General features: G+C 55.7%; 24 protein-coding genes. 10 read left to right on the forward strand and 14 right to left on the reverse strand.

What is annotated here, in order from left to right; genetic code table 11:
• Window positions 1-575: 575 nt before the first annotated feature.
• The 9 genes from ACN0TA_RS12485 to ACN0TA_RS12525 form a co-directional block, all read right to left on the reverse strand.
• Window positions 576-1406 carry a hypothetical protein gene (locus ACN0TA_RS12485; protein ID WP_417583375.1) on the reverse strand — a complete coding sequence of 277 codons (831 nt, stop codon included), beginning with the start codon at window positions 1404-1406 and terminating at the stop codon, window positions 576-578.
• A 4-nt stretch (window positions 1407-1410) separates the two neighbouring features.
• Window positions 1411-3060 carry a DUF6538 domain-containing protein gene (locus ACN0TA_RS12490; protein ID WP_417583377.1) on the reverse strand — a complete coding sequence of 550 codons (1650 nt, stop codon included), beginning with the start codon at window positions 3058-3060 and terminating at the stop codon, window positions 1411-1413.
• 329 nt (window positions 3061-3389) lie between these two features.
• Window positions 3390-4130 carry a GntR family transcriptional regulator gene (locus ACN0TA_RS12495; protein WP_417583379.1) on the reverse strand — a complete coding sequence of 247 codons (741 nt, stop codon included), beginning with the start codon at window positions 4128-4130 and terminating at the stop codon, window positions 3390-3392.
• Between the two features lie 14 nt (window positions 4131-4144).
• Window positions 4145-5908 (reverse strand): thiamine pyrophosphate-binding protein, encoded by a 1764-nt coding sequence (locus ACN0TA_RS12500; RefSeq protein ID WP_417583381.1) that lies wholly within the window; start codon window positions 5906-5908, stop codon window positions 4145-4147.
• Complete coding sequence (locus ACN0TA_RS12505; RefSeq protein ID WP_417583383.1) at window positions 5893-6486, reverse strand: ABC transporter permease; 594 nt, start codon at window positions 6484-6486, stop codon at window positions 5893-5895. The genes ACN0TA_RS12500 and ACN0TA_RS12505 overlap by 16 nt, the downstream gene beginning before the upstream one ends.
• A 220-nt stretch (window positions 6487-6706) precedes the next feature.
• Window positions 6707-7489, reverse strand: a complete 783-nt coding sequence (locus ACN0TA_RS12510) for an ABC transporter permease (RefSeq protein WP_417583385.1) — start codon at window positions 7487-7489, stop codon at window positions 6707-6709.
• Between the two features lie 60 nt (window positions 7490-7549).
• The gene (locus ACN0TA_RS12515; RefSeq protein ID WP_417583387.1) at window positions 7550-8554 is read right to left on the reverse strand and encodes an ABC transporter substrate-binding protein; all 1005 of its coding nucleotides are present in this window, start codon (window positions 8552-8554) and stop codon (window positions 7550-7552) included.
• Between the two features lie 56 nt (window positions 8555-8610).
• Window positions 8611-9423: an ABC transporter ATP-binding protein gene (locus ACN0TA_RS12520; protein WP_417583389.1), complete on the reverse strand. Its 813-nt coding sequence runs from the start codon at window positions 9421-9423 to the stop codon at window positions 8611-8613.
• A gap of 44 nt (window positions 9424-9467) precedes the next feature.
• On the reverse strand, window positions 9468-10946 hold the full coding sequence (locus tag ACN0TA_RS12525; protein WP_417583391.1) for an aldehyde dehydrogenase family protein: 1479 nt from the start codon (window positions 10944-10946) through the stop codon (window positions 9468-9470).
• A 362-nt stretch (window positions 10947-11308) separates the two neighbouring features.
• On the opposite strand from ACN0TA_RS12525, the gene ACN0TA_RS12530 reads away from it, so the two are divergent.
• The 9 genes from ACN0TA_RS12530 to ACN0TA_RS12570 all read left to right on the forward strand — a co-directional run bounded on the left by ACN0TA_RS12530 (window position 11309) and on the right by ACN0TA_RS12570 (window position 21342).
• Window positions 11309-13405 (forward strand): hydantoinase/oxoprolinase family protein, encoded by a 2097-nt coding sequence (locus tag ACN0TA_RS12530; protein WP_417583393.1) that lies wholly within the window; start codon window positions 11309-11311, stop codon window positions 13403-13405.
• Between the two features lies 1 nt (window position 13406).
• The gene (locus ACN0TA_RS12535; RefSeq protein WP_417583395.1) at window positions 13407-15164 is read left to right on the forward strand and encodes a hydantoinase B/oxoprolinase family protein; all 1758 of its coding nucleotides are present in this window, start codon (window positions 13407-13409) and stop codon (window positions 15162-15164) included.
• On the forward strand, window positions 15161-16105 hold the full coding sequence (locus tag ACN0TA_RS12540) for a hypothetical protein (protein ID WP_417583397.1): 945 nt from the start codon (window positions 15161-15163) through the stop codon (window positions 16103-16105). Before ACN0TA_RS12535 ends, ACN0TA_RS12540 begins: the two co-directional genes overlap by 4 nt.
• A gap of 11 nt (window positions 16106-16116) precedes the next feature.
• On the forward strand, window positions 16117-17844 hold the full coding sequence (locus ACN0TA_RS12545) for an FAD-dependent monooxygenase (protein ID WP_417583399.1): 1728 nt from the start codon (window positions 16117-16119) through the stop codon (window positions 17842-17844).
• Complete coding sequence (locus tag ACN0TA_RS12550) at window positions 17828-18037, forward strand: DUF2783 domain-containing protein (protein ID WP_417583401.1); 210 nt, start codon at window positions 17828-17830, stop codon at window positions 18035-18037. Before ACN0TA_RS12545 ends, ACN0TA_RS12550 begins: the two co-directional genes overlap by 17 nt.
• Window positions 18038-18088: 51 nt before the next feature.
• Window positions 18089-18976, forward strand: coding sequence for a fumarylacetoacetate hydrolase family protein (locus tag ACN0TA_RS12555; RefSeq protein ID WP_417583403.1), 888 nt, complete (start codon window positions 18089-18091; stop codon window positions 18974-18976).
• An 11-nt stretch (window positions 18977-18987) separates the two neighbouring features.
• Window positions 18988-19794 (forward strand): SDR family NAD(P)-dependent oxidoreductase, encoded by an 807-nt coding sequence (locus tag ACN0TA_RS12560; RefSeq protein ID WP_417583405.1) that lies wholly within the window; start codon window positions 18988-18990, stop codon window positions 19792-19794.
• Window positions 19795-19863: 69 nt separating this feature from the next.
• Window positions 19864-20592 (forward strand): dienelactone hydrolase family protein, encoded by a 729-nt coding sequence (locus ACN0TA_RS12565; protein WP_417583407.1) that lies wholly within the window; start codon window positions 19864-19866, stop codon window positions 20590-20592.
• Window positions 20593-20595: 3 nt separating this feature from the next.
• Complete coding sequence (locus tag ACN0TA_RS12570) at window positions 20596-21342, forward strand: isochorismatase family protein (RefSeq protein ID WP_417583409.1); 747 nt, start codon at window positions 20596-20598, stop codon at window positions 21340-21342.
• 106 nt (window positions 21343-21448) lie between these two features.
• Here the strand turns inward: ACN0TA_RS12570 and ACN0TA_RS12575 are convergent, their stop codons facing one another.
• Window positions 21449-21679 carry a DNA-binding protein gene (locus ACN0TA_RS12575; protein ID WP_417583411.1) on the reverse strand — a complete coding sequence of 77 codons (231 nt, stop codon included), beginning with the start codon at window positions 21677-21679 and terminating at the stop codon, window positions 21449-21451.
• A gap of 13 nt (window positions 21680-21692) precedes the next feature.
• Window positions 21693-22313: a hypothetical protein gene (locus ACN0TA_RS12580; RefSeq protein ID WP_417583413.1), complete on the reverse strand. Its 621-nt coding sequence runs from the start codon at window positions 22311-22313 to the stop codon at window positions 21693-21695.
• Window positions 22314-22708: 395 nt separating this feature from the next.
• Between ACN0TA_RS12580 and ACN0TA_RS12585 the strand changes: the two genes are divergently transcribed.
• Window positions 22709-22954 carry a helix-turn-helix transcriptional regulator gene (locus ACN0TA_RS12585; protein WP_417583415.1) on the forward strand — a complete coding sequence of 82 codons (246 nt, stop codon included), beginning with the start codon at window positions 22709-22711 and terminating at the stop codon, window positions 22952-22954.
• 13 nt (window positions 22955-22967) lie between these two features.
• On the opposite strand, the gene ACN0TA_RS12590 is transcribed toward ACN0TA_RS12585, so the two are convergent.
• From ACN0TA_RS12590 to ACN0TA_RS12600, 3 genes are read right to left on the reverse strand one after another with little or no spacing between them, the layout of a single operon-like run.
• Window positions 22968-24869, reverse strand: coding sequence for an AAA family ATPase (locus tag ACN0TA_RS12590; RefSeq protein WP_417583417.1), 1902 nt, complete (start codon window positions 24867-24869; stop codon window positions 22968-22970).
• On the reverse strand, window positions 24862-25263 hold the full coding sequence (locus ACN0TA_RS12595) for a DUF6634 family protein (protein ID WP_417583419.1): 402 nt from the start codon (window positions 25261-25263) through the stop codon (window positions 24862-24864). The genes ACN0TA_RS12590 and ACN0TA_RS12595 overlap by 8 nt, the downstream gene beginning before the upstream one ends.
• Complete coding sequence (locus ACN0TA_RS12600; protein ID WP_417583519.1) at window positions 25179-25808, reverse strand: hypothetical protein; 630 nt, start codon at window positions 25806-25808, stop codon at window positions 25179-25181. The genes ACN0TA_RS12595 and ACN0TA_RS12600 overlap by 85 nt, the downstream gene beginning before the upstream one ends.
• Window positions 25809-25856: the final 48 nt, after the last annotated feature.

Consider the following 25856-nt stretch of genomic DNA (forward strand, 5'->3'; position numbering starts at 1 on the left):
TCCATCGTCCTGGACCTGTCGACCGGCTTGATCTCGCGCGTCGCGGCGGGCTGACCGGAGAACAACCTTCGCACCCAGCGCCGCGACACCCGCCGCCCCGCCACCCTTCATAGTGCGGCTGTCGGCCAGCACTTCGCGCGCGGGCGGCGTCTGCCATTCGCGGCAACGTTAGAGGAGCTTCCTTGAGCGTTGTTGCTTGTGAGTTGAAACGGGACGTGCAGTCGTCAGGTTCTCTTCGCTGGTCGTGAATGGCTTCACCCTTGACCGTAGCGTGAAGTGGACCAGCTCTACTTGGCCGCCATTGCATTCTCCGGCACGAGCAATTGGCCGGAGATCGGACGGACACGTACACAATGCATGTGCTCAGCGCCCAAAGATTCTCCGGGAGCCCAAGTCGTTGAAACTTATGAGGAAGCAGGAAATGGCGGAGAGAGAGGGACTCTCCCCTAGCTTGCTAAAAAGCCCAGAAATGCTGAGCTTCTGCTCCACCATTTCTGTACCAGACGTACCACCATTTTGTACCAAGATTCAAGGCCCACCATCTCACGACCGAGGTGCCAGAAAACGGCCTCGCACTATGTGGCCATCAGTTTTTCGTATATGGCCTCCAGCTCGTCGATAAAGCGCCGGTCCCGCTTTAAAGCAGGCAGCAGCTTCAACATGATGTCTGTATCACCTGGGGCGGTCCCCGCCTTCGGCGCCGTCAGTTTTTTAATTTTGCCGTGGATCCAGACCGCCCATCCGATTATCGGCCACTTCTTCAAATGCTCGGCCAAAAGTTCTCGCACCAGCTTTCGCAGTCTCGCGAAGGCCTCCTCCTTGGGAATTTCTATGAGCATCGCTTTCAGGCGCCGAACCAGCTCGTCTCGACCGACTTCCAGATTTTCGCTGCGAAACGCTTCCAGCGTATCTGAACGCAGGTTGTAGACCGTTGCGGCCAATCGCGTGATAGCTATCGCGGCCTCTCCTGCATCTGCGGCACGTGTCTTCCGATCTTCGAGTGGGTCGGGTCCACCTTCGGGCGTAAGTTGATGTAGGGGCTGATCCTCACGCCGAAGCCGAGCCATTGTTTGATCGAGATAGTCCGAGGTCTTTTTGAGAATGTCCCCCGCAGCGCCCGCGGCTTCGCTCAACGCAAGATGCTCGCTCTGAAGTCGAGCCAGAGCAACCTTCGATACAAGCTGACCGGCTCTGCGGTCAAAGTCCGCAATCTCCCGACCTGTCTCCTCGGCGATCTGTCTGGCGGCTTCTGCACGCGCGGGATCGGCATCCTGGAACTTCCGCAGATACTGTTGGATGATGACGGACCCGTTCGAACGCCCCTCCGAGGCGTAGCGCTGCATCGCAGACGCGATGAGCCCCTGCGATTCTCTCCATCTCGTTTGGAGTTCGTCCATGTCGATCATCGCGTCACTCCGGAGCGGCTGGCTTGGCAACATCTAAATATGGAGGGATTTTCGAGACCGCTTCAAAAGAGACTTGCGGCCACACGGAACCATATGTCTCCCCCACAGTTCGCGGCGCGTGTCCGTCAATGTGGTCGATCACCTGCGGGTTGACATTTGCGGCCAGCAAGTGCGACCGGAAAAGATGGCGCCAGCCGTGATTGGGGTTCACATTTTGATCGTCAATGCCGACGTCATGCCGAACCCAACGTCCCAAGCGCTCGCCAACCTTGGCGTACTGTGGGTTGCCTTGCGAGCCCCCGCGCGCCCGGGACGGATCAAAAAACAACCTCTTGCCAACGCGACCACGCACATAGTCAAGAAATCCTTGTTCAAGCAGGTGCGGATGCAACGCAACCTCGCGAGCGTCACGATCCTTTACACTTCCGGCCTCTGGCGTAATGCGCAGCATCCAGACAGGGTCTGCTCCTCTGACCTGGGTGAGAAATATATCTTCCGCCCGAGCTTGGGTAATCTCATTGATGCGCGCGCCGGTGTAGGCGCAAATCCAGGGAACCCAGCGGCGGGCCGCCCGACTTTCCTCAGTCAGGCGTCCTTCGGGAGGTTCCAGTGAAGCCTGCAGGATGCGTTCCGCCTCTTCCAGCGTGAATGCCTTTTCCCGCAGCTTAGCCTTCGTGCGGACCCGAATTCGGATGCCTTCGAAAGGGTTTGCTTTGATAAAGTCGTCGTCTGCGGCCCAACCGAAAAAAGTTCGGGGATGCGCGATGTCGGCGTTGCGGATCGTTTGACGTTGCTTTTCTCCGGCCATCAGGTGCCGCTTCCAACGTTTCGCGTCGGCTTTGGTCACGCAAGAGGGGTCATCGTGACCTAGAAACTGGAAAAATGCGCGAAGTACACCGCGCTGCCTCTTGATCGTTGCGTCAGCTGGTTGCGCTTCTTCAATATAAAGTTCGAACAAGTCATTCCAGTTTAAGGTTGTTGCCGACCCTAGATCTTCGAGGCGCGGAAACCTGTCCGCATCGGGATCGGGCCTATAGTCGCCCCTGGCGCGCTTTATCAAATAGCGGTACGCCTGAGCCAATGCCGTGGCGGCAAAGGGATAAAGCCGGTACCGCGCTTCCCAATCGAGCACGATCCCTTCAGCTTTTAAGTATTCCCGGACGTCGGAGCCAAGCCGGCGACCAGCCTCAAGTACTGGCGTTTGCGCTCGGGTCGGCATCGGCTGAACAAATCCCGGTTCTCGGAGATCTTCGGGCAGTGCAGATTGCAGCGAATTCAGTTTTTGCTGCCAATAACTCGCGCGCCCGGGATTGTTGGCATGGTGTTCGATCGTACGTCTGTAGAGGGCTCCCGAATGGGCCACAAGTTCAATATCACTCACACGCTCGAAACATTCCGGCGATCCTTCTCCCTCGACGGCGGGATCAGAGAGCGCGGATATCTCCATGTCCTCAGAACTCTGTTTCTCAGCCTGCAGCACGGCCCACTGCCTAGCTACATCCGCGGCTATGTCACGGTAGCGCCGCTGGGCGATCTCAAGGTCCGCTGTTTTCAGGCTGACCTTTACTTCGTGCTTTCCAATCAGTTCCCGGAGCCCTTCCGGAACGACTTTTCGAAAATAGTAAACACCGTTGCGCAGAAATGGCTTACCCATCAACCTTGTCCATGTTGCACCGGCAATCTTGAACAGGCACCTCTGAAAATACGGTAAAGCTAGGCAAGAGCAAGATTTATGGTCTGCTGTTTGGTGCGATAACATCAACAAGCTGGCAATAAACGCACCACGACTGGGCGAGGTGCAGACGTGCCTGGTTCAGCACCTGCCCGACTTTGCCAAGCAAACCGAACTGACGCAGGGGAATGGGAAAATCAGCCTCGACGTTTTATCAGCCAGATCTGCTCCAACGGATGTCAGGAGCTCATTTCACTCTCCGATATTCTTGGCCTGCTGACGTCATTGACGATCCCTCAACAGCGCAACACTTAAGTTATTGCATGCCGGTCCTGCACTAGAAACTCGAAGTTGCCCCCGGCCCGGGCGTGCTTCATGATGATGTCGGCCGTATGCTGCAGGTGTGCCTCAATCAATAATAGAAGTTGCGCTTCGTCTCGTGCAAGAGCGGCCTCCATCAGTTGCTTGTGATCGCGATCCTGTGCTGCCTTATGACTAGATTGAAGCTCGTTGTCGGCGGCGCGAAGCGGAATGGAAAGACGCCGATAGCGCTCCGACTGGACGTAGAGAATAGCCTGTAGTCTTAACATCCAGCGGCTTTCGCATCCCGCAACCAGGGCCGCATGAAACGCTGAATGCGCTGCCGCCCAGCTTTCGCTGACGATGTCATCCTTTCCTGCTTCAAGTTCCGAAGTGCGCACCAAGCGATGATAGGTTGCTACGATGTTGGTTTCCCATTCGAGATCACCGTGCTTTAACGCCGATTGAAGGCAGAGTGACTCGATTTCGATGCGGGTTTTCGTTAAATCAAGGAGATCGTCCATTGAGACAGCAGCGACGCGGAATCCTCTCTGCGTCTCACTCGTCACCAGCTCTTCGGACGTCAAACGAGACAGAGCTTCGCGCACGGCGCCAAGGCTTGCCCCATAGCGCCCCGTCAATTCGCTGATAATGAGCTTTTGTCCAGGCTTGATCCGACCTGCAATGACCTCTTCTCGTAGCCGAAGATATGTCGATTCTATTTGGCTAAGTGCTGGGCCGTTTGTGCTCATGACTTTTCTCGATCCTAAGCTGCGTATTCGGCCGGCACGACGACATCCACCACGAACGGGCGACCCGACCGCGCGGCATCCAGGCCCTCCGCCAATGCCGATCGAAGATGGGCCAGCTCCGTGATGGGGCCCGCGGCCCCAACGCCTTGGGCCCTTGCCAAGGCCGCAAGGTCTGGAGCCGGATCATCCAAGCGTTGACCAATCCATTTATTTTCCACTGGTCGATGTCGCACGCGCGCAACATGCTCCTGGTGGGTTTCGTCGTTAAAATATGAGCGATTGTTAGCAACGACGATCAGCAGTCCAATATTGAATTTCGCAGCAGTCCAAAGAGCATTGACGCCCATCAAGTAGTCCCCATCCCCAAGAACGGCCACTGCCGTTCGATCCTTGTGATGATCTCTGAGTGCCAATGCTGCGCCTATGGCTATACCGGGTCCAGCTCCAAGGCCGCCGCCGCCGTTAGCCCCCAGAAAGTCGAGGGGGTGCTCGCAGCGGACCGCTTCTGCCGGCCAACCAAGTGGATTAGAAACTAGCGTAATATTCCGATCTTCGGTCAACTCCTTGAAATTGGCGGCGAGACTACGAAGGTCGAGACGCGGGTTATGCTCTTGTCTCTTCTCCCTCGCAATGCTGGTTTTGAACGTAGTGCCGGTCGCCCGAGGCATCAGCTTCGAATTGATTGCCGCAACGAAACTCTCAGGCGTTGTCGCAATCCTGAGGTCCGCGAATGCGAGCTTCTGGTAGTCCATATTCCAGCCTCGATGAATCTCCTGATCGTTGCTGCACGCAAGAATTTTTGCTCTTTCAGACTTCGTTCCTACAATTTGTGAAAGCGTTCCTCCCAGATCGGTCCAATCCAGTGAAATAATGAGATCTGCATCACGTATCTGCAACGGCAGCTCCTTGATTGAGAACCGGAGGGCTTCAGCAAACAATGGATGGGAACGTGGAAAGCTGGCGGCGGAATTGTATTCCACGAAGACTGGCGCGTTTATCGCCTCCGCGAATTCAATCCGCGCGTTCCAGGCATCCATCTGGCGCGAAGCGCGTCCGCACAACACGACCGGGCGACGGGCTGCCGAAATCATGGCGAGAGCGTCGGCGAGATCGTGCTCGCTCGGCGCAGGGCTGCGTGCAGGGGCAAACCATTCCAAAGGCTTTGGGGCAACCGATGGGCTAATTTGCTGCTCCTGCACGGTCGAGTCGATATTGATGTAAACGGGTCCGCACGGTCGGGTTGACGCGATCATCGCGCCACGTCGCAACGACTCAATCGCTGCAAGAGGAGACCCTGGTTGATCGTCCCATTTCACGAAACCTCTTACCACCGCTCCCTGATCAATCGACGTATGGATCCAATCAATCCATGGCCGACGTCTTTCAGCGTCAAGTGGTCCGGTAGCCCCTATTGCCAAAAGCGGCACCCGATCGCACCAAGCATTGAAGATCGCCATGGATCCATGCAGGAGGCCAACATTGGCGTGCAGCAATACCGCCAACGGGGCATCAGTGACCTTCGCGTACCCTTGGGCGATGGAAACGGCGTGCTCCTCATGCAGACACACAATCATCGAAGGGCTGGAATTGCCCAAGTGATTGACAAAGCTGTCATGTAGACCGCGATAGCTCGCGCCCGGAACCAGGCAAATGTATGGAATACCTAACTCTCTGACGGCTTCGGCAATAAGATCGCTGCCCCAACGTTCGGCAACTTCGGTCGATTTTGCGGACTCGGGCGTGGACATAAAGGAGGCCTCTACTAGTGCTGACGCCATCGGCTGAAATGATTTTCGATACGGCGCAGCGCTTCGTTGATGATCACCGCAATGGCGGAAAGAAGTGCTATGAGGGCGAACAGACCTGCAGGATCAAACTCTATCGCAAAGCTCTTGGTGAAATAGCCAATGCCTTGTTGAGAGATATAAAGCTCGGCCAGAAGTACCCCAATCAAGGTGGCTGCCATTCCCAAGCGAATTCCCGTAAAGAACGAGGGGATGATTGCGGGCACGATCACGTGACGAATAATCTGAAGCCGCGTGGCTCCCATGGACTGTGCCGCCACCACCAAGCTGGGTTTCAGCTTTTGGACGGCTGCTATGACCGTAACGAGAACCGGGAATACCCCGTGACTGAACCCATAGGCAATTTTGGCCGAAGACCCGATACCGAATAGCACTGTAAAGATCGGCAGTAGTGTCGATTGAGGTATCGCGAAGAGGAAAATTACGATCGGCATGAGCGTGAGGTAAGCGAACCGACGGAGGCCAATGGTCAATCCCAACGTCAACCCAATGGTGACGGCAAGGAAGAACGCGGAGCCGAGCTCGAGCAGGGCCCGAAGTAGTGCCTCCACCACACCATCTCGTTGCAACACGGGGGCGACCGCAGCTATCACTGCCGTCGGAGGGCTCAGGAATAATGGATCGACAACGAATCGCGCTGCGAGCTCCCATACGACAAGAAAGGCCAAAATGATCAGCGTGCGAGTTACCGCTGGGGGGGCCTGACGCCAAGAATGACGTGAGGGTCTCATTGCAGCGTGGGTCACGGTTTGCAACATTTCCAGTCTCCCCTCAAGCGTGTCGGTTGATGCGATTTTCGACGGCGAAGGCCGAAAACGTTATGATCAGAGCCATGGCGATCGCGACTATGACGTAGGCAAATACCTTGGCCATGTTAAACTGGTCAGAGAGGGTTACAATCATGTGGCCGAGTCCGTTAAACGATCCCAGCGCTTCTGCCGCCAAAGTACCGCCGGTAGCCGTGATAGTCCCGATGCGCAATCCCGAGGCAATGACGGGAAGAGCCGCAGGAAGGAGTACGTGAAAGAACATCTGGCGATCACTGGCGCCCATCGACTGCGCCGCGACCTTGTATGCCCGATCGACGTTGGCAAAACCGGCAATAGTAGCCAGTATTATTGGAAATATAGCGATCAGTATTCCCATAGCAATTTTGGACTGCACACCAATGCCAAAGAAGAGAATCAGCAGCGGGTAGAATAGAATGGAGGGTATTGCGTACAGAGAAGAGAATAGTGGATCGAACACTTTGACAGTATAACCGGTTCGGCTCGCAAGATAGCCGACGGTGAGTCCTACGATCGACGATACTGCAAGAGCTACCGCTATTTGTCCTAGAGTCGTGAACAGCGGTGACCAAACCTCGCCTTCCGCAAAAATCTCCCACAGCTCCTCGAAAACGGCACCGGGCGCTGGCAATACGAGGGGGTTAACCATACCCTGCTCAGTGGAGACGTACCAAAGAATTGCCAGCACCAAAAGAAAGCCCAGCTGGATGGCTCGGCCGAGCGTGTCATACCCTGCCAATCTTGTGGAAATGGTTGCGGAAGCCATAGCTCTCCTACCTAAATTTCTGGTGACGGGCGCGAAGATTTATCGCGCCCGTCAGTCTGGTTACTGGGGAAGGAACTCTTCAGTGTAGAGCGTCGACAAATCAGGCTCTTCATCTAGAGTGCCGTTCTCAACCCAAGACTCCGACAACAAATCCATTGCCGCCTCATCGAACCGAAGATCTGAGGAGAACGCCGGCATTGCTTCGTCAAAAACCGCTAGCCCAATGTCGGTGTCGACCCCTTGGATGTCCTTGGTCATTTCAACCGTTTCTTCCGGGTTCTCACGCATCCACTCAATGGTTTCCATCCAGCCTTCGATAAACGCGCGGACGGCTTCCGGTTCCTGTTCCATGAAGTCATTCGTGGCGTACATTACGTGGTTGTGGAAAGGGGTCACATACTCGCCAAACCGTGCCACGATGGTTCCAACCCCTTCTTTTTCCAGCTGAAGTGCTGTCGCCGTATTAATGACGATGGCATCCACCTGATTGGTCCGAAGGGCTGCGAGCCTCGATCGATCATCGCCGAGCGCCACAAGCTGAATGCCATCTGGTCCCCAGCCCAGGCCCGCTGAAAGTCGCTGAGTTAGGTAGGCTGTGAGCGAGCCGATTTGCGTAACCGCTACGGTGCCACCTTCGAGATCTTCAGCCGACTGCACTTCTGGATCGTCAGCATTTGCAAGTAGGACAAGCATGGCGGGTGGGCCCATGAACATGGCAACGCCCTTGGCCGGATTTCCCTTGGCGATTGACGCTAGTTCGGGTCCTGAACCTAAGCCGATATCGACAGCGCCAGCCGCCATGCCTTGTTGTAGTCTGGCGCCACCCCCGAAATCGGCGATCGACACATTCAGTCCGTGTTCTTCGAAAATACCGAGTTGCAGGCCGACATGAACTGGTGAGAATGCGAATGTTTCCGCAGAAGACTTCCCGACGCGCACGTCCGTCTGTGCGGCAGCCGGCTGCGCAAACAGTATGGCGGCGGGTAGTGCGATCGCGACTGCTGCACAAAATGCCTTGGATCTGTCAAGCCAGGACTGTTTATCTACGCTGTTGGTTCGAAGCATTTCGATTTCCTCCCTTTGGTTTCGATAGCTGGTTAAACTGCACGCGATTGAAAAACCTATCGAGCCATCGATTGCTCAATCATGGTCTTCCTGATTTCCTCATGCAGCAATTCAAAGAGCTCGTTCCTAAGCTCGTTGAATGTCGGCGACGTCATGAAATCGGCGCTGCGTGGATGCGGCGCGTCAATGTCGATGATCGTCTTGATCGTTCCTGGACGGGCCGTGAAGACTGCCACTCGGTCGGCAAGAAAGACCGCTTCGCCAAGGCTGTGGGTCACGAAGACAATGGTCTTACCCGTCTTGCCCAAAAGCACTGAAAGATCTTCCCCCAGTACGATCCGGGTCTGTTCGTCGAGTGCGCCGAAAGGTTCGTCCATCAGAATGATCGGCGTGTCGAGGCTAAGAGCGCGGGCCAATGCGGCGCGCTGCTTCATTCCGCCCGATAGCTGACCAGGATAGTGATTTAGAAATGCCGAGAGCCCAACCGCGTCAAGTGCTTCGCGGGCCCGATCTTCGCGCTCGGCCTTCGGCACACCTTGAAATTTGAGCCCGAGGCCGACATTTTCGATGATGGTATTCCAGGGGAAAAGAGTGTTCTCCTGAAAGACCATGGCAATTTTCTTTGGAATTGGCCGCCCCGACAATTGTTCACCGTCGACCACAACCGTGCCGGCGGTGGGAACAAGCAGCCCCGCAATTATATTGAGCAACGTGCTCTTCCCACAACCGCTGGGACCGATGAAGCACATGAGCTCGCCGGCGCGGATATCAAGGGACGTTTCCTGCAGCGCTACCATTGGCTGAGAAGTCCCTGGCTGGTTGAAGCTTTGCGATACCTTGCGTGCCTCAATCACGGCTGTTGTATTCAATTCCCTACTCCCCAATTGATCGAGCTTCGTTGCTCCAATCATCGTCATAAATTGTCTTGTCCGCCCGTCGGAGGTGACCGGAATGCTATGTTGTAAGCCTTCGTCTCCGTGTAGCTGTAGAGTTCCTCAAGGCACTCCTCGCGACCAACGCCGCTTGATTTTTGGCCCCCGAATGGAACTGCTCGGTAGTGGGCACTGACAGTATTAACCCAAAGATATCCGGCCCGGATTTCTCGCCCGACGCTGAGCGCTGTGTCGATATCACGCGTCCAGATGGATGCTGTGAGTCCATAGTCTGTACCATTGACTTGTTCGATCAGCGCCTCGCGGTCGCTCCAACGAAAGACTGACAGTACGGGCCCAAAAATCTCTTCAGTGGCTATCTTCATGTCAGGCCGCACGTCGGCAAAGACCGTGGGGGTAAACCAATACCCCTTAGTGAAATCCGCCCCGTCTGGGCGGAATCCTCCGGTCATCAGCCGCGCCCCCTGCTCCCTGCCCGACGTAGCGAAGGATTGCACCCTCCGCAGCATGGAAGCCGAATTAAGCGGACCCATCTCGGTCTCACGTTTGATCGGGTGCCCAAGCTTGATCCGCGATACACGCTCTACGACCCTGTCCAGTACATCCTCATAGATATCGTCATGAATAAAGAGCCGGCTCGTCGACCCGCAGGACTGACCCTGCCAGTTGAAATTCATGCCCGAGACGGCAGCCTCGGCGGCCGCCGTGAGGTCGCAATCGGGAAAAATGATCATTGGATTCTTGCCGCCGAGCTCAAGTGAAACGTTTTTAACGCCCACCTCGGCAGCCGAACGCTGAATGGCTCTACCAGTAGCCGCAGATCCGATGAACGCTATTCGTTTCACGAGCGGATGGCGCACGAGCGCGTCTCCAACAACTGCCCCAGGGCCAGTGACGATATTGAATACCCCCGGCGGAAGAGCCTCCCTGCATATCTCCGCAAGCACCATCGAAGACAGCGGGCTGGTCTCCGGCGGCTTCACCACGACGGAGTTGCCCGCGGCCAGCGCCGCCGCGGTCCTGGCAACAGAGAAAAGCAACGGGTGATTGAAGGGCGCTATGCGAACGACGACGCCATAAGGCTCATGCTCGGTGAAGTGGAACATATTTGGCGCACCTGGTACGGACTCGCCCTTCAGTTCCTGTGCCATCGCCGCAAAGTACCGGACCCAGCCTACGGTATTCCTCACATCGTTGGACATTGCGGTGATCGTGTTGCCGGTGTCCCAGACCTCGATTTCCAGCAACTCGTCGGCGCGCGCTTCAATGCCATCTGCCAAGCGATTGAGCGCCTGCATTCGGCCCGAGGGACCAAGTCGAAACCAACTTTGCCATGAGGCGGCAGCTGCCCGCACGGCGCGATCGACATCTGCTGCAGTTGCGGATGGCACTCGACCGAGCGACTGCTCGGTGGCTGGATCGAGTGAAACGTCCCACAAACCGGATTCGCTTTCGACAAGCTTGCCACCGATCAGCATCTTCGAAGGGATCTCAAGCACCTATGTCTTCCTCTCGACGACAACGCATCGTTCAATGCTGCCAAACATTTAAACACACCAAATCATCGGCGCGAGCACTAAGTCAACAAAAAAAATATTTTATTGGTGTTTAAGTGTTTTTTGTTGACATGGCGCAGATGCGGTTGATGATATGTGGTGACCACCGGGGAGAGGCCATGATCAAGAAAATTGTCGCCGAAGATCTATATACGCTGGCGGCTTGCGAGCCTGGATCCTTGCCAGTCATTGATCCGCGGCCCCGCATTCGTGCATTGAACCACTCAATTGCTGCACCAAACTCGGTTGCTAGGATGGGGTTTGATGCCCTCCGCACCTCCGTTCAGCAGCGATAGTGATTTTCTATGACCAGCAACAACTTAACGCACCGAGATGCCAACACCCTCCGCGTATCTGTCGATATCGGCGGCACCTTTACCGATCTTGTAGGCTATGATGCCACGACCGGTGCACTGAGCTTTTCGAAAAGCCTCACGACATACGAGGGACTCTCAAATGGGGTCTTTGATTGCATTCGTCTCGCCGAGATCGATGTATCCGACGTCAGCTATTTCATCCACGGATCGACGATCGCCATTAATACCGTCATTCAACGCAAAGGCGCACGCACCGGCCTCATTACGACCAAGGGGTTTCGTGACGTTTATGCCATCGGTCGCGGCAGCAGACCGGAAGCATACAACCTGATGTTGGAGAAGTTGCCACCGCTCGTTCAGCGGGAGAACATCTTTGAAGTTGATGAGCGCTTGAATGCTGCAGGTTCTGTCGTCGTAGAACTAAACGAAAGTGATGTCGCAATAGCTGTCGATGCGTTGGTTGCACAGGGTGTCGAATCTATCGCTGTTGCGCTGCTCCACGCTTATGCCAATCCCATACACGAAAAGCGGATTGGCGAAATAATTGCTGAAAGAGCACCCCAACTCTATGTTTCGCTATCGCACGAGATTCTGCGAGAATTTCGCGAATACGAAAGAACGTCCACGACTGTGCTGAACAGTTTCGTGGGCCCGATCATCGGAGAATATCTCGGCGAATTGGAAAGCAGTCTGACGAGCGGGGGATTTGCTGGCCACTTTTTAATCATGCAATCCAATGGCGGCACAATGTCGTCAGAGACCGCTGTCGAGAAGCCGGTAGCGATGATGGAGTCGGGGCCAGTTGCAGGTGTCATCGGCTGTGCCCGCTTGGGACAAGCATTGGGCCAGCCGAACGTCATCTCTTTCGACATGGGAGGGACTACTGCAAAGTCTAGCCTAATTGAAAATAACGAGGTTAGAATCGTGACGGGTTATCACATTGGTGCCAGTGAAGGCCTGGGTCATCCAATGATGCTGCCGGTCGTCGATATTGTCGAGGTTGGTACCGGCGGGGGCTCTATCGCTTGGATTGACCCTGCCGGAGGCCTCAAGGTTGGACCAATTAGCGCGGGCTCCGCGCCAGGTCCGGTATGTTACGGCAAGGGGGGCAACGACCCAACGATCACCGACGCTAATTTGGTGCTCGGGCGCCTGGACGCGGGGAACTTTCTTGGCGGACAGATGAACTTGGACCTTGAGGGGGCCAGACGTGCCATCGACGAGAAAATTGCTCGACCCTTGGGCCTTTCTGTCGAGGAAGCGGCTTTGGGAATCATCAAGATAGCAGACACTAAAATGTCCCTCACGGTACGCGAAGTCTCGGTCCAAAAAGGCCATGATCCGCGTGGGTTCGCAATGATCGCAACGGGGGGAGCGGGTCCGCTTCACGCAGTCAGCATTGCTCGTGAGTTGTCATTGCCTACTGTAGTGATTCCCGAACTTCCGGGCACATTTTCCGCGCTTGGAATGTTGATGTCCGATGTCCGGCACGATTTCGTTCGAACGATGATCTTGCAGATGAAGTCGGCGCCGGCCGCTATCATCGAGAACGTGTTTGTCGAGATGGCGGATGAAGCCAATCAACGACTGGCTGCCGACGGTGTGCGCTCTGGCAATGGCTTTCTTACTCGCGGCCTCGACCTGCGCTACGAGGGCCAGGAATATACACTTACGATACCCGTGACCGCGGATGTGATTGATTCAGCGGCGCTAGAGCAGGTGCGCGAAAAGTTCGATGAACTGCACCGCGCACAGTATGGACACGATGCTCCAGAGGAGTCGGTGGAAATAGTGAATCTGCGTTTGGCGGCAATTGGAACGATGGGTGAAGAGCCAGATGTATTCGGCCAGCCTATTACCACCGGCCATGAGCGAACCGGCCGACCCAAAGGGCGACGGACCGTCCATTTTGAAGAGGGTGAGTTCGAGTGTGACGTCTTCGATCGCGGAGCATTAATTCCCGATCAGATCGTCACCGGCCCAGCCATCATCGAGGAACGTGTGTCAACCACTGTCGTCCTTCCTGGCGCGACAGCTAAACTCGATTCCGGTGGCTCCATCATTATCTCGGTGGAAGGAAATTGATATGACAACTGTTAACCCGATTACTCTCGAAGTCGTGCGAAACGCATTGATCGCCTACGCTGACGAGATGGCCACTGTGCTGTGCCGAACCGCCTACAATATGATGATTTTCGAAGTCAGGGACTACTGTGTGGGCATAGTCGATCCTGAAGGTCGAATCATAGCTCAGAACACTGGCGGCCTACCGATCTTTCTTGCGGATTTGGGTGCTGCGGTGAAGGGCGCTATCGACATCCATGGAGTGGAATCGTTCAAAGAAGGCGACGTTTACATCAGCAACGATCCGGCCGTTTGTGGTCAGCATCTAAATAATGTGGTGGTTTTCACTCCCTTCTTCCATGAAGGCAAGCTTGTCGCTTTTCCAGCGTTGCGTGCGCACTGGGTAGACGTGGGTGGTGGCAGCAGAGGATTCGGCTCAACATCGAGCCATGAAATTTACAACGAAGGGCTGCAGCTTTGCGGGGTTCGGGCCTATAGCGGCGGCGAAGCCAATAACGAAGTGCTGCGAATGATACGGGATAATATCCGGTATCCTGACTCGTCCTTTGGCGATCTACGTGCGCAGATCGCAGGTTGCCGGCTTGGTGAGCGGCGACTTTCGGAGTTGTATACCAAGTACGGCGCTGAAACAGTGGATGACTGCATAACCACAATTTGGGATCAGTCCGAAAAACTCGCTCGTCACGCCGTGGCACAAATACCCGATGGAACGTATGAGGCGTCGTCTTTCATCGACAATGATCTCATCAGCCGCGATAAAACGATCCCCATAAAGGTGAAGGTGGTGGTCGACGGTGAAGAGATGACCATCGATTTCTCCGAATTGCCGCCGCAACAAAAGGGTCCTGTCAATTCCGGAGCTTCCGGCGGTATCGCCGCTGCCCGCGTCGCCTTCAAGTGCATTACCGCGCCGCTCGGCGTGGTCAATGAAGGCGAAATGCGACCCCTCAAGATAATCCTTCCCGAAGGTACAATGCTCAGCGCGCTCCCTCCCGCTCCGCTGGGCATATGGAGCATCTCTCTTCCTACGGTCATCGACACCATACTTAAAGCGCTGGCAGATGTTCTGCCAAACTCGATCACTGCAGCCCACAAAGGCGACATGGGCGGACTGGCTATGTTCGGGTTTGATGAGGCTCATAAGCGACGCTTCATATGCCTGAATATCTTCGGTGGCGGTTTTGGAGCGCGGCCAAACGGTGACGGGCTAGACGCTGTGGTGTCTGTCACGCAGGGCAATGTGAGAAATGCCCCAGTAGAGGTCCAGGAAGCCTACTATCCGCTTCAGATCGAAACTCATCGTCTGCGGCCCGACAGCGGTGGTGCGGGCAAATACCGGGGCGGACTCGGGGTCGAAATCGTTATGAAAAGCGACCAAGACTTCTTCATGAACACTCATTTTCAGCGGACGAAGTTGCCGCCTTGGGGGCTAAAGGGAGGATTGGATGGCGCGCCAATGTCAGCTGAGATTGTTCGGGCCGACGGAACGACCGAACCTGGGAACATTCTCGACAGCATGCGGATTGCCTCGGGCGATCGGATGATCGTCCGCTCAGCTGGGGGTGGCGGCCATGGAAATCCGCTCGACCGAGACGCCCACGCCGTGGCGCAAGATGTTCGCAACGGTGTGGTGAGCCGCGAGGCGGCCCAGGAGGCCTATGGCGTGGTGTTCTTCAACGACCTTGATGAACTTGACATTGAGGCGACGAAATCTGAGCGCGCATCGCGCAATGCCAAGCATATGGAGTTGGCAAAATGACACTCGAACTTACATTTGCTTGCGGCGACTACGAAATTTTGCGGGGCATAAAGGATGGCTCCGTTAGGGCCGAAGGGATCGAGCTTAAGGTTGATACGCGGCTTGGCCCCAAAGACCGCCACTGGGTCATGGCCAAGGAGAACGCTTTCGACATATGCGAGTTCAATGCGCCGGCGTATTTTATGGCGCGAGACCGCGGTGTAGCTTGGAACGCGCTTCCCGTCTTCGCTCATCGTCGTTTTCGCCATGGCTTCATTTTCGTGCGGCCGGATGGAAAGATCACTCGCCCGGAACAGCTGTCTGGAGCTCGTATAGGCGGCACTAATTTTCAGCCGGCGGGCAACATTTGGGTGCGAGGCATTCTGGAGGAACACTACGGCGTTAAGCACGACAGCGTCACTTGGTACACTGAACGCGGCGAAGACATCGACTTCGAGCCGCACGACGGCCTCCGAATTGTCCGCATTCCAGAGACCAAGACGCTAGATCAAATGCTGTTCGATGGAGAACTTGACGCGCTCATCCAGCCGGAGTTTCCCAAGCCTTTCCTCGAAGGCGATCCCCGCATGGTCCGCATTTTCGACGATCACAAGAAGGTCGAGAAGGATTACTGGGACGAGACTGGGCTATTTCCCATCATGCATGTCACCGTCATTAAGCAGGAGATCGTGGACGAGCATCCTTGGGTTCCAGCCAGCCTAATGAAGGCCTTCAATGCATCCAAATCTCTCGCCTACGAACGGGTCAGCAACCCAAGAGTGGTGCCACTCGCGTGGTGGGCCAACGCGTGGGAAGAGCAACAGCGAATTCTCGGGCCGGATCCATGGGAATACGGATTGACTCCAGCGAACGTCCGAAATCTCGAAACCCTGCTCGGATACGCGTATCAGCAAGGCTTAATTAGCCGCACGCCTGCCGTGTCAGACCTCTTCGTTCAGTGAGAGGAACTGAGATGGTTCAAAAAAAGAGAGCATCGAGAACGGGGCAGCCCACAACACTCGGTGCATTCACCTATCCAAAATACCCCTACGTCCGACCGGCTGAACTCAATAGCGAACACGTGCGGCACGTGCCAGTTGTAGTTGTGGGCGGGGGCATGGTGGGTCTTACGCTTGCTATTGACTTGGGGCGGAAGGGTGTTCCTTGTATCCTACTCGACGACAACGACACGGTGAGCGCCGGAAGCCGCTCCATCGCCCAGGCCAGGCGAACCATGGAGATATGGTCCCGACTTGGCTGTGCCGAGCCCATGAGTAGGAAGGGGGTGTCATGGTCTCGTGGACACACGCACTACGGTCCCGATACCATCCTGTCGTTTGACGTTTTCCCTGAGGGGGGAAGCCGTTTTCCATCTTTCACAAGCTTGGCTCAATACTACGTTGAGCACTTCCTTGTTGAGCGCGGGAAGTCCCTGGAATCGCTCGATATTCGCTGGCTTCACCGTGTTGAAAGCGTGAAGCAGACGAGCAGTGGCGTTGAGTTGAGTGTTGAGACGCCTGACGGCAACTACAAATTGATTGCGGACTGGGTAGTGGCTGCGGATGGTGCCAAATCGACAGTGCGTCAGGCGCTTGGGCTGGAGTTTCCAGGCGATCGATTACAGGACAAGTTCGTGATTGCCGATGTAAGCTGCCGGGTGGATCTGCCACTTGAACGCAACTACTGGTTCGAGCCCCCCTTCTATGAGGGAAATTCCGTCCTCCGCGTCCCTCAGTCGGACTCGATCTGGCGAATTGACTGGCAAATCGACGTCGATACCGATGTAGAAAAAGAACTTGCCCCTGAGACAGTTCACAGGCGCTTGAAAGGTATTTTTGGTGAGGGCGTCGACTTTCAGGTCGAGTGGGCAAGCACCTATACGTCAGAACATCGGCTCATGGATTCATTTAAACATGACCGAGTGTTGTTTGTCGGTGATGCTGCCCATCAATTCTCGCCCTTTGGAGGTGGTCGGGGTGGCAACTCAGGAATTCAAGATGCCGACAACTTAGGCTGGAAGCTAGCGGCGGTGATTGCCGGAGAGGCCCACCCAAGCTTATTGGACACCTATTCAGCAGAACGGCGTCCGATCGCTGTGCGCAATATAGCCGATTCAAGCACGTCTACTGAGTTCATCACGCCCAAGAGTAGTCACTCTCAAGCCCTTCATGATGCCGTCCTTGCACTCGCAAAGAAGGCGCCGTTCGCAAAGCGATACGTGAACACGGGTAGATTTGCCGTCTGGCCCGTCCTGGAGGAATCTCCTCTGTCGGTTCCTGACGCCGATCATTTCGCCGCAACGGGGCGGCCGGGCACTCCCGTGCTGGATTGCCCGTTGTTTGACAGTAGTGGAAACGAGGCCTGGCTTACTGATCAGGTCGGGGACGATTTTGTGTTGGTCGTCTACGACCAAATCGATGCGTCTGGTGCACAGGGTGCTGTTCAACCGACAAAAGCTCCACGGCCAATACGAGTCCTCCATGTCGCGCCCGCTGGCAGCCCGCTGCGGGAAGGCAGTTTTGAGGACGCGACGGGCGCGTTTGCACAGCAATACGGAGCTCAATCAGGGACCACTTACCTCTTCCGGCCGGATCAGCATGTATTGGCGCGGTGGAGACAACCCTCGCTCAAAGCTGCTGAAGACGCCATCACAAGAGTATTGGGTACCGGAACAGGAGGGTCTCATGAAGCTAAACATTGAGCCCAACGAGAACACCAACCCTGACGAAATCTATTCGAAGCTGAATGCTCTGGGGCGCGACGTGTCAGATCGAGAATCCAGACGTGCGCTCGCGGCTCTAGTTCTCTTGCTTTCCAATCACATCGGGGATGAAGCGGTTCTCGATGACGCCATCGCCCTCGTGGAAAAGCTTCCACCATTGGCAACCAGTTGATCCCTACACGGGCATCACTTGGCCCATTGCAACAAAAAAATAGGACTGCCAATGCGTCTTTTCAACTTCAAACTCGGTGAAATCAGTGGCGTCGGTGTGGCCGATCCGAAGGGCACCCTCCGTGGACTTCTCGTGAACCAGGAACGGTATCCTGGGAGCATCGAAGATTTAATCGGGGAAGGCAAAAATGCTCTCAAAGAGGCTGGCGACCTTCTGGCAACGAGTCCAGTCCTCGATGCAAATGCACTTCAATTTGAACCGCCGGTAAAACGACCCTCAAAAGTATTATGTGTAGGTCTGAACTATGCCGATCACGGAAGCGAGGTGGGGCAAACACTAGTCGATTACCCCACGATATTCTCGAGGTTTGCCACCGGAATTGTCGGGCACGGCGTAGCTATGGTGCGACCGAAGGTTTCCCAACAGTTTGACTTCGAAGGCGAGCTTGCGGTTGTGATAGGGACCACAGCTCGCAACGTTTCTCAAGCCAACGCTCTGTCTCACGTGGCGGGATACTCCATCTTCAACGATGGCTCGTTGCGCGATTATCAAACCCGAACTTCGCAGTGGACAATGGGTAAGAATTTCGACAGGACCGCAGGTTTCGGACCATTCTTGGTCACACCTGATGAACTCCCCGAGGGCGCGGCAGGAATACGTCTGCGTACGCGATTGAATGGTGAGGTGGTTCAGGATGCTACCACGTCTGAGTTTCTTTTTGATGTTCCGCATCTGATCGCGCTGATCAGCGAAGTGATGACACTTGAACCCGGCGACGTAATAGCCACTGGCACCCCAAGCGGCGTCGGTGCAGCTCGCCAGCCTCAACTATTTATGCGCCACGGCGACGTTTGCGAAGTAGAGATCGAGGGCATCGGAACCCTAGTCAACCCTATTCGCGACGAAGGCGAAGCTCGGCAAATGGCAGTGGGATCGTAAGGACGAGGGCGGTGACCTTTGATGGTACGATGGCAGCCGATGCACTCTTCCAGCCAGCCGAGACGGGCATAAGGGGACGTGTGATACTAATCACGGGTGCCGCTCAAGGAATAGGGCGTGAGTTGGCGCTCGAGTGCTCCCAAGCAGGTGCAATTCCGGTAATCACCGACCTCAATGGTGAGGGCGCGCGTCGGGTTGCAGATGAGATCGCGACGCATGGCAACGATGCTCTCGCGCTGGCACTCGATGTCTCGGATGAGCTGAGTGCCGGGGAAACCGTTGCCGCGGTCATGGCGAAGTATGGACGCGTCGATGTGCTCGTCAACAATGCTGCGGTATTCTCCGGCCTGACGATGAAGCCATTTCATGAGATCGGCGTCGACGAGTGGGAAAACCTCATGCGCGTGAATGTCACAGGCTGCTTTATTATGGCCAAGGCCGTGATAGGTGCGATGAAAACCGCGGGTTGGGGCAGAGTCATAAATATGACGTCCAGCGCCGTGCAGCTTGGGCTACCAAACTATCTGCATTACGTGACCTCTAAGGCGGCTCTTGTGGGCATGACCAATGCAATGGCTCGCGAAGTCGGCGCCTATGGAATTACTGTAAATGCAGTTCAGCCCGGCGCCGTTGCCACAGAGGTTCCGCGCAGTACGGTGACGCCACAAATCATGAGTAAAATTGTGGAAAGCCAATGCATACCTCGTCCGCAAACTCCACCGGATTTGGTGGGCCTCGTCCAGTTTCTCGCTAGCCCGGCTGCCGACTTCATCACAGGGCAGACGATCGCGTGCAATGGCGGTCACACCCACCGTTAGGCCTAGAAGGTGCACGTCCGCACAATTAAGTAAATTTCTGTCGGAACCACAGTGTTACTGGAGACGAAAATGGCAAGCGAGATACTGATCGATACTTCGGATGGGGAGGCTCGTGCTTTTCTTTACCAGACCGAGCAGCCGAATGACCCAGCCATTATTGTTTTCATGGATGTGTTTGGAATTAGGCCCGCGTTATTTGGTATCTGCGAGCGCATCTTCATGCTTGGCTATAACGTGCTTCTGCCCGATCTGTACTATCGTCTTGGCGAATACGGCCCTTTCAAAGCTTCGGATATTATCGGAGTGCCAGAAAAGTTCGCCGCCGTCCGCGAACTGCGAGACAAGACTCCAGTTTCGGCCACTATGGCTGATGTGCCCCACTTTATCCACGCCCTGACCAGTCGAGGTATTGGCGGAGACTTGGCTTTTGTAGGCTACTGCATGGGGGGTGGGCGAGCTATTCGCGCGGCGAACACCGCGCCTGAGCGTGTAAAGGCGGTCGCTTCCATCCACGGAGGGAGGTTGGCCGTTGACGACCCCGAAAGCCCGCACTTGCACCTCGATCGGCTGAAAGCTCGACTCTACATTGGATGTGCCGGCGAAGATGAGTCCTTTCCGCCCGAACAGTCCGGGCTTTTGGTGCGCACACTGCGGGAGAGCCAAATTGACCATCTGATCGAAAACTATATCGGATGCCAGCATGGCTGGGCCCTTCCTGACAACCCGATTTTTAATCACCTGGGATCAGAGCGTCACTGGCAGCGCCTTGAAACCCTACTAAAAGAAACTTTGAGGTAGCTTATGTCCGAACGTATCTGGGAACAGTTTCTGACTGAAAGCGACAAGGCAGTGCTTGCAGCTGGCAACTTCGGACAGCGTGCCGGCTTTGGGAAGAGACCGGCCTTGTTGGTGATTGATGCTACTTATGGGTTTTGTGGCGATCGTCCTGAGCCTGTCATGGAGGCCATAAAGCGCTGGCCCACCTCATGTGGACAGGCGGCATGGGACGCTATTCCTGTTATCAAGACCGTTATTGATAAGTGTCACCACAAGGGCGTGCCTGTGATCTACACGCATGGGGTTCGACGTGCCGACAATTGGGACAGCGGCAGTTGGCGGTGGAAGGTGGCTGCTGAGACCGGGCACGGTCCGTCGCCGCGCCATGATGAGATCGTGTCTCCCCTTGAACCTTCAGCCCAAGACGTCGTCATATCTAAACGCAAGCCATCGGCTTTCTTCGGTACAGACCTTGTTGCATTTCTAAACTTGCTCCAATGCGACAGTTTGATCATCACAGGGGCCACAACTTCCGGCTGCGTTCGCGCGACCGTGCTCGATGCGTTTAGCCTCAATTATCGTGTGGCCTTGGTGGAGGATGGCTGCTTCGACAGGCTCGAATCAAGCCACGCGATACATTTGTGTGAGATGCATGCGAAATATGCCGATGTGGCCAGTGCCGAAGAAGTATTGTCGTACCTTGAACAAATCGAGTCCGGTTTGTTCTCACTGCCAAGCGGAATGGCCGATAATAAAGCGTACATAGATTGAAATAAGCGAGTTTCGCAACGCCGATTGGGGTCTCGTGCCTAATGTTCGCCGTTCGGTAGCGTTAAGCACTGGCTAGCGGGCTGCAGGCCACTTCACGCCTAACCGCCTAATAACCATGGCCATCTTGCGAGGGGTTGCCCTCATACTCCTCCTGTTGCCGGATCCACTTGATGAGAGTCGATTTGCGCGCGCAGATACCACTCCCAAGTCTGAAAACGGGCAAATGACCCATATTCACCACGTGATAAACGCGCCGCTTCGGCAGGCCGAGAAATCTGCCGATTTCTTCTGCGCCGTATATCATGTCGCTCGCTATCTCTTGATTGCCTTCTTCCATGTCTCACTCCATTTTAGCGCGCGACTAGCAGACGCGATGAACCCGATAGGCGCCGCCAAATGGATCGATCGGTTACATGGGCACCTGTGATAGTTTTAGCCGCGATCAAAGCAGAAGGTAGAAGTACATCCGCCATTAATCGCCACCTATCGCGTACACCCGGCAGTTCGCCGAGGACGCTCTGGCCTTGCAGCCAGCGGCGCCTATCGGCGATAGGCGTGAGAAGTGCAGCGTTTTCCCGCCGACGGATGTCTGAACCTGCACGGACGAGGAAGCCCGAAGGATGGGCCGCTCCCCTAGCCCAGATGCCATCGTAAGTAAGTTCGAACTCATCGAGGCTCTCTGACATCTTCGTGGAATCGAAGGCGATAGCGCCGTCATCAGCTTCCGCCGCATTTGCGGCCAGGGGAAGCGATCCCGCATCGATCGCTCTGCAACCTTCGGCGTGCCACAATATTCTCGATTGCTCCAGCCACGTTTCCAACGTGGCAACTTCTGACTGTGCAGGAGCAAAGACGGGCGGCACTCTTTCTACCTCAAGAATGGCGGCGCTTGACGCTTCAACCAATTCATGAAGCCTGGCCTCGAGATACCGCACGTCCAGTTTCGTGAACCGACCATCGACAGAACACATCACATATACTTCTTCGAAGGAGGATTTTGTCGGATCGGCAGCATGTTCCATGAGACGACGGCGAACGTCACTTGCTTCGCCAGGCCGCACCGCCAGGCATGCAGAACCGTTTTTGTGAGGGCCTACTAATAGGTAAACTCCATGGGTCGGAGGCAGACCAGCGGCCAATAGCCCCTGAAGATCGACCCAACGAGCGGCAAATGCCCTCAGGGGTGAAGTCCGGCTTTCGGCAATCCGGGGGCCATCGTGATGACCGCTAGCGTAGTGAATGTTAATGGTCAGGCCCCGCATAATCTCCACCTCCGTCTTTTCGAAGGGTTGCGCTGGCGATGGCTACCGGCGAAGATGACACTGGACTCTGACACCGCCAAACCTGAAATGCTGAACAACCACCCATGACTGAGTCGACGCAATCGATCATTGTCCCTGCCCAAATCAGAGCAGCCCGTGGACTTGTCGGTTGGTCGCAGCAGGATCTCGCGAAAAAGACAGGCATATCCAGGCGCTCTATCATGGCTATCGAGACCTCGTCTGCTGCCGCTCGAGCAAGCACCCTCAAATGCATTGAGCAAGTTTTCGACGAAGCCGGCGTCGAATTTCTCAACGAAGGAAGTCGAATCGGTGTTTTGCTGCAGCAATGAAATTGCTTTTGGATCAGTGTTCATGATTGCCTCCGGCGAGTAGCCGTTGAATTTCATCTCCGCCGAGCAGCCTGGATTTCATAAGGGCACGGGCCAATGTTTTCACCTGGTCACGCCTCCGTGCCACAATTTCGATCGCGCGCTTCTCAAGTCGCTGGAGGTCTTGCTCGATGGAGGCTCTTAGGCTTCTATCTGTACTTAGCGCGATCTGCATTGCTGCCGTTTCTCCGCGCCAAGCGAGTTCGCCTCTCAAGCCAAAGCGGCAGTGCGCTTCAAACATCAGCCTTGTTGCCAGATGCAAGTCGCTAGATTGTCCTCCGCCTGAACCTATAGAGACCTCGCCCAGAAGGGTTTTTTCCGCGGCTCTCCCTGCAAGTGCGAAGCAAGTCAGTTTCTCGATTTCATGATTAGTCGATGTGGCGGCGTTTTGATCGATCACGGCCGACCCGCCAACGCCATCGTTGCTGAGGATGGATACGCCAGCGATTTTCAGGCCAAGCTCGACGGCAACGACTGCATGGCCCGCCTCATGTACGGAGATTAGCCATCGTTCGGCGTTGCTGCGTTGGTCAGTGCCTAAGACCTGGCGCTCGAGGTCCAGTAGACTTATTTGGCGACCTTCGGTACGCGCATGCCTTTTGGCGGCACGCACCCATTCCATAATTATCGCGCCGGTGGCCCCTTGTGATGCGGCCGCAACAGCGAGATTCGACAGATCTGTCTGAATCGAGTCTCCATTGCCGACATGGTGCCTGATGATCCGTTCGATACCTGTCGGACTGGGCAGATCGATTGGAATTGCACGCTCCAACCGGCCGGGTCGGAGCACCGCTGGAGAGATGCTGTCAATTCGATTGGTGGCTCCAATGACTACAAGGCCATCTCGCTGACTCACCGCTGAATCCAGGAGAAGGAGAAAGTCAGCAACGACGGGTGACCACCATTGCTGGTGCCGTGAATCCAGACTGTCGAGGTCGGGCAGTTGGTCGATCTCATCAAGGAACAAAATGGACGGAGTGTGTGTCAGGGCGCGTGCGAACAGCTCCCTTTGCGCCTTAATAACACTGTCAAGGTAACCGCGAGAGCTTGCAAAAAGGTCGGCCATGGACGCAATCTGGATGGGTACACCGCAACCTTCCGCCAGCACTTGGGCGAATAGGGTTTTGCCAGTGCCCGGGGGGCCAAAAAGAACGGCGCCCCGATCGACGTCCTCCCATCCTATGTCACCGTTTTGGTAGTCCAGAAGATCTCGTCGCAATTCGAGTCCCCAATCGCGAGCCTTCCCGAATTCAATGGCCTCCTCAAGGATGGGGAGGCGAACGCGAGAGGTTTTCCGACCACTCGTGGCATGCTTTTCGAGAGCCATCACGGCGACTCGGCTCGACCCGCCTCGGGGTAACAACGCGCAGAGGTCATCGAAATCGAGTTCCTTCAGTACGAGGTCACCCTTCAGTCGCGCACGGCCGCGCATCTGCCGTGCCAGCACTCGATTGAGCATTGTCGCCGTCGAAGTTTGAATTTTCACTTTTCGGGTAAGTACGCTTTCAAATGCCATAGGCAGCTGGGGACTGCCGGTGGCTACCAAGACCACGGCATCGCCGTCCGACAGGTTATCCGTAAGGATCGTTGCCAAGTCAGAGTCCTTCCCCTCCCGCTGCCGGAGAATGGACACTTCGGGAGAGATCAGGCGTGACAACGCCTCAGCCACGGGAGAAACCCATTGGCGAGTAGGCACTTGGATGAGTACCCCTGAAGGATGATGTTTGCCAATCGAATCCCAAAACGAGCGCGGTGCCGCTTCCCGGAGGGCAAGGGTGGCTAATAACCAGCGTGTTTCGGGACCATCATCGCCGTCACCATTGGTATCGACGTTGGAGCATCGCCGCATTTTGAATTTCCGAACACTATCAGTCATCAAAAGTTCCCCCGGAATGGTGCGGAGCGCCGAGCTTGTAGAGACGCGAATGCGTCCTCGCCCAAAATCCAGCGGGCTGAAGCGCGTAGAGTTGCGACGTGGTGATCCAGCGACCGGACCCAAGCAACGGGTGCCCCGAAACACGGCCAACCAAGGATAGGCTAACGGTTTCAGCAATAAACCATTGATCCAGGACCGGTGCCGCATGCAGTTGGTCGCTCGTTGGGAACTCCCCGCGCCGTGCAGCCGTCAAATCTCTTGTGAGGTCTTCGAGAGGCACTGGGTCAGCTACGAAATGAAGGCGCGGCATTACCGGTCCCCCCACTCTGCGATTTCGACACGAGTTTCGGGCCCGATCGGCTTTCGTAAATCGATCCGAAGGGTGCCTTCCCATGCGAGGCGAAGAACGCTCCCCACGGGGTTCTCATGACTGAAGAGTTCGGCGCATTCGCGCAGGGTACTGGCTCCCGAGTCCATCAGATGAACAAGCACTGACAGCCTTGACGTTGCATCAACGGACAACGAGCGGCTACGGTGCAACAGTTCCGCATTGCTGCGGCGGGGCTCTTGGTCCACAATCGATTGGGGCACAATCAGGCATCGCCGGCCGAGTTGCTTGGCGGCACGCTTCATCGCCCGGACTTTTGCCATATAGTCAGGCTTGTAAAAAATGCGGTGCGGGACAGCGATCACGGCAATGATCTGATCGCGACGGCGAACCGTCCGCAGAACCAGATCTGCCTCATCGAACCCCTCTCGGAATGCGAGATTTTCTAGAAGTTCATCGGCTCCCAAGTCTTGGGCCGACGACATTGTGTCGATCAATGCGAGAAGCCGCTTCTCCAGGCGGAAATACGCGCGGAGATGCCGGGCCCTTCGGTTGCGACTGTCATGAACCCGGCGTTGCGGCGAAGAGATCTCATAGGAAGCGTAACGCATAGCGGTCTCCTTCGCGACGGCGCTTACCGTCACGTTTCTGCAGCTTTC

Origin of the sequence: Pelagibacterium sp. (assembly GCF_048264985.1) — a bacterium.
Classification (GTDB): Bacteria; Pseudomonadota; Alphaproteobacteria; order Rhizobiales; family Devosiaceae; genus Pelagibacterium.

What these genes read in the sequence shown, in the direction of transcription:
- ACN0TA_RS12485 (WP_417583375.1), bottom strand. Translation starts at nt 1,406, where the DNA reads ATGATCGACATGGACGAACTCCAAACGAGATGGAGAGAATCGCAGGGG.
- ACN0TA_RS12490 (WP_417583377.1), bottom strand. Translation starts at nt 3,060, where the DNA reads ATGGGTAAGCCATTTCTGCGCAACGGTGTTTACTATTTTCGAAAAGTC.
- ACN0TA_RS12495 (WP_417583379.1), bottom strand. Translation starts at nt 4,130, where the DNA reads ATGAGCACAAACGGCCCAGCACTTAGCCAAATAGAATCGACATATCTT.
- ACN0TA_RS12500 (WP_417583381.1), bottom strand. Translation starts at nt 5,908, where the DNA reads ATGGCGTCAGCACTAGTAGAGGCCTCCTTTATGTCCACGCCCGAGTCC.
- ACN0TA_RS12510 (WP_417583385.1), bottom strand. Translation starts at nt 7,489, where the DNA reads ATGGCTTCCGCAACCATTTCCACAAGATTGGCAGGGTATGACACGCTC.
- ACN0TA_RS12515 (WP_417583387.1), bottom strand. Translation starts at nt 8,554, where the DNA reads ATGCTTCGAACCAACAGCGTAGATAAACAGTCCTGGCTTGACAGATCC.
- ACN0TA_RS12530 (WP_417583393.1), top strand. Translation starts at nt 11,309, where the DNA reads ATGACCAGCAACAACTTAACGCACCGAGATGCCAACACCCTCCGCGTA.
- ACN0TA_RS12535 (WP_417583395.1), top strand. Translation starts at nt 13,407, where the DNA reads ATGACAACTGTTAACCCGATTACTCTCGAAGTCGTGCGAAACGCATTG.
- ACN0TA_RS12540 (WP_417583397.1), top strand. Translation starts at nt 15,161, where the DNA reads ATGACACTCGAACTTACATTTGCTTGCGGCGACTACGAAATTTTGCGG.
- ACN0TA_RS12545 (WP_417583399.1), top strand. Translation starts at nt 16,117, where the DNA reads ATGGTTCAAAAAAAGAGAGCATCGAGAACGGGGCAGCCCACAACACTC.
- ACN0TA_RS12550 (WP_417583401.1), top strand. Translation starts at nt 17,828, where the DNA reads ATGAAGCTAAACATTGAGCCCAACGAGAACACCAACCCTGACGAAATC.
- ACN0TA_RS12555 (WP_417583403.1), top strand. Translation starts at nt 18,089, where the DNA reads ATGCGTCTTTTCAACTTCAAACTCGGTGAAATCAGTGGCGTCGGTGTG.
- ACN0TA_RS12565 (WP_417583407.1), top strand. Translation starts at nt 19,864, where the DNA reads ATGGCAAGCGAGATACTGATCGATACTTCGGATGGGGAGGCTCGTGCT.
- ACN0TA_RS12570 (WP_417583409.1), top strand. Translation starts at nt 20,596, where the DNA reads ATGTCCGAACGTATCTGGGAACAGTTTCTGACTGAAAGCGACAAGGCA.
- ACN0TA_RS12575 (WP_417583411.1), bottom strand. Translation starts at nt 21,679, where the DNA reads ATGGAAGAAGGCAATCAAGAGATAGCGAGCGACATGATATACGGCGCA.
- ACN0TA_RS12580 (WP_417583413.1), bottom strand. Translation starts at nt 22,313, where the DNA reads ATGTGTTCTGTCGATGGTCGGTTCACGAAACTGGACGTGCGGTATCTC.
- ACN0TA_RS12585 (WP_417583415.1), top strand. Translation starts at nt 22,709, where the DNA reads ATGACTGAGTCGACGCAATCGATCATTGTCCCTGCCCAAATCAGAGCA.
- ACN0TA_RS12590 (WP_417583417.1), bottom strand. Translation starts at nt 24,869, where the DNA reads ATGACTGATAGTGTTCGGAAATTCAAAATGCGGCGATGCTCCAACGTC.
- ACN0TA_RS12595 (WP_417583419.1), bottom strand. Translation starts at nt 25,263, where the DNA reads ATGGGAAGGCACCCTTCGGATCGATTTACGAAAGCCGATCGGGCCCGA.
- ACN0TA_RS12600 (WP_417583519.1), bottom strand. Translation starts at nt 25,808, where the DNA reads ATGCGTTACGCTTCCTATGAGATCTCTTCGCCGCAACGCCGGGTTCAT.